The organism is Flectobacillus longus (assembly GCF_030056705.1).
GTDB classification, from domain to species: Bacteria; Bacteroidota; Bacteroidia; order Cytophagales; family Spirosomataceae; genus Flectobacillus; species Flectobacillus longus.
The window spans coordinates 1-3,084 of the sequence record NZ_JASHIC010000062.1; the positions used below are offsets into that span (position 1 = coordinate 1).

Consider the following 3,084-nt stretch of genomic DNA (forward strand, 5'->3'; position numbering starts at 1 on the left):
AAGCCATACTGTAATCTCGTTGACTACGCTTCTGTTTCGCTTTTGAACTTGTTTCCATTTAATAAGTCGGTTGGATGACAACCTATTTCAGGACTAGACAACTAAAACAAATAAGCCTTAGTACAACTCATACTAAGGCTTATTTGTTAATAAGTAACAAGACATTATCAGTTAACTGTATATCGATTATTTGAAGGTATTCACAATCAGAAGGATACTAATATTAGTAATTTAATCTTTCCTGTTACTAAAAAGAATGTTTTGATTAGAGTATTTCGGCTTCTCTTTTCTTATTGACACTTGCCGAAACCCAAATACTGATTTCATATAAACCAAATAATGGAGTTGCTACCAACAACTGAGAAATAACATCTGGCGATGGTGTAATAATGGCTGCAACAATCAAAATCACAATCAAGGCATGACGGCGGTACTCTCTCATAAATGTTGGAGTCAAAATACCCACACGCGAAAGCACATAAGCAATCATTGGGAGTTGGAACGTAAGACCACAAGCCAATGTCATCATCGACAGCAAAGAAATATAGTCGTTGATGTCAAACTGGTTTTGAATACTTTCATCAAGCTTGAAGTTTGCCAAGAAGTTAATAGCCATTGGCGAAACAACAAAGTAGCCAAAACTCACACCCATGAAAAACAAAAGCGATACCCAAAATACCGCACCACGAGCGGCAGACTTTTCAGTATCTTTCAAGCCTGGACGAATAAACTTCCATATTTCCCAGAAGAAATAAGGAAATGCAAACATCAAACCTACGATAATCGACTGGGTAAGCGCCATCATAAATTGCCCTGATACCTCACGGCTCTGCAAAATAAAGCTAGCTTGCTTAAAACAAAGCCCTTCCATACCTGTAGCATCGGCTACTTTACACAACATTCGGTTAGTCCAGAAATCTGATTTGGCAGGACCCATAATGATTCCTCCAAAAACTTCTTCTCTATAAATCCATGCAACAATCGTAAATATCAAAATAGACGCAATCGAGCGTAATAAATGCCAGCGAAGTTCTTCTAAGTGCTCAATGAAGGTCATTTCCTTTCCTTCAATACCTTCTTCTAGTTCTTCGTCAAATTCTTGGTCTAGTGCCATTAGTCAGTTTAAAAATTAAAATGAGATGTTGTATCGAGCAAATACCTGAAAGTCTTTTACTTACAGGAAAACAAACAAGATGGAGTCAAAAATTGAGTAAAGTATTTTTTATACAAAACTAAATCTTGAAAGCTCCTTCCTTGATAACTTCGTTTTTGACAACGAAATTTATCAAGTGCATATTCGCAAAGTTACACGAAAAAAGCAAAAAACCCTGACAACCTTTGTAGGTGTCAGGGTTTTTTCATATCGACAAAATCAGAGAATTATTTGTAAAGTGGGAAGTTCTCAACCCATTTGTTTACTTCTGATTTTACTGAAGCAATGTAAGTTTCATTGTCATGGTTCATCAATACGCTATCGATAAGGTCAACAATGTGCAACATTTCAGCTTCTTTCATGCCTCTTGTTGTCATGGCAGCAGTACCTACACGCATACCCGATGTTACAAATGGAGATTTGTCATCGAATGGCACCATATTTTTGTTGATAGTAATATCAGCTTTTACCAAAGTATTTTCAGCCAATTTACCAGTCAATCCTTTTGGACGAAGGTCAATCAACATCAAGTGGTTGTCTGTACCACCCGAAATGATTTTGTAACCTTTGTCTAAGAATGCCTGAGCCATTACTTTAGCATTTTTCTGAACTTGTTCAGCATATACTTGGAAGTCATCTGACAAAGCCTCGCCAAAAGCAACAGCTTTAGCAGCGATTACGTGCTCTAAAGGACCACCTTGAGTTCCTGGGAATACAGCGCCGTCTAAACAAGCAGACATTGTTTTCAAATCACCTTTCAATGTTTTGAAACCGAATGGGTTTTCAAAATCCTGACCCATCATAATCAAACCACCACGAGGACCACGCAACGTTTTGTGTGTTGTTGTAGAAACGATATGGCAATGTTGCATTGGGTTATTCAACAAACCTTTTGCAATCAAAGCAGAAGGGTGAGAAATATCTGCCAACAACAAAGCACCTACTTGGTCAGCGATGTTACGCAAACGAGCATAATCCCAGTCACGAGAATACGCAGATGCACCACAGATAATCAATCTTGGACGCTCTTTCAAGGCTGTAGCTTCTACTTTGTCCCAGTCGATCAAACCTGTTTCTTCTTCTACACCATAAAAGAATGGTTGGAAGTATTTACCTGAAAAGTTTACTGGAGAACCATGAGAAAGGTGACCTCCGTGTGCAAGGTTGAAACCTAGGATTTTGTCGCCAGGGTTCAAGAAAGACAAAAATACTGCTGCATTAGCCTGTGCACCAGAGTGAGGTTGCACGTTAGCCCAAGTAGCACCAAAAAGAGCTTTGGCACGTTCGATAGCGATATTTTCGATTTGGTCAACTACTTCGCAACCACCATAGTAACGTTTGCCTGGAAGACCTTCTGCATATTTGTTGGTAAGCACAGAGCCTTGTGCTTCCATTACTTGCTTAGATGTGAAGTTTTCAGAAGCAATCAATTCGATACCAAATTCTTGGCGGTGTGCTTCTTGGTTAATCAAGTTAAAAATTTCAGTATCTCTTTCGAGCGTGAAAGTTGCTGTTGCCATTTCGCAAATTGTGATTGAATAATTGTGAGGTTGGTTTTGTATTAACAAATCATTAAATAATGATAAAAACCAAGCGTTTCTTGTATTAACACAGTAAAAATACTCTTAAAAAATGGATTGTGAAAACATTTTTTTACGCTTATCAGGCAATTTTTCAATTAGCCTTAGTCTCGCAACCCTTTATTTTTCAGGTTATTAGTAGAAAGTTTTAATTTCTAGAAAAAGTAAAAAGATTAAGTACTGGCAAAGAAGAGTTTAAGTGTTTTTACTAGACTAACAAATTTAGTGATTCGTGATGAACTGTATTAAAAATCAAACTTTCAGGCAAATATTATTTTGTGAGCGCAATTTTATTTGCCTGAAAATCATTCTGAAACACAGTATTGTTTTTGACGATAGCGAAAGCTTGTC

General features: G+C 37.4%; 2 protein-coding genes. Both read right to left on the reverse strand.

The genetic code is table 11. The features are described 5' to 3' along the window. Positions 1-265: 265 nt before the first annotated feature. Positions 266-1,114: a twin-arginine translocase subunit TatC gene (gene tatC / locus QM491_RS25410; RefSeq protein WP_283330392.1), complete on the reverse strand. Its 849-nt coding sequence runs from the start codon at positions 1,112-1,114 to the stop codon at positions 266-268. A 266-nt stretch (positions 1,115-1,380) separates the two neighbouring features. Then, positions 1,381-2,673: a serine hydroxymethyltransferase gene (glyA, locus tag QM491_RS25415; RefSeq protein ID WP_283330393.1), complete on the reverse strand. Its 1,293-nt coding sequence runs from the start codon at positions 2,671-2,673 to the stop codon at positions 1,381-1,383. Positions 2,674-3,084: the final 411 nt, after the last annotated feature.

What these genes read in the sequence shown, in the direction of transcription:
- tatC (WP_283330392.1), bottom strand. Translation starts at nt 1,114, where the DNA reads ATGGCACTAGACCAAGAATTTGACGAAGAACTAGAAGAAGGTATTGAA.
- glyA (WP_283330393.1), bottom strand. Translation starts at nt 2,673, where the DNA reads ATGGCAACAGCAACTTTCACGCTCGAAAGAGATACTGAAATTTTTAAC.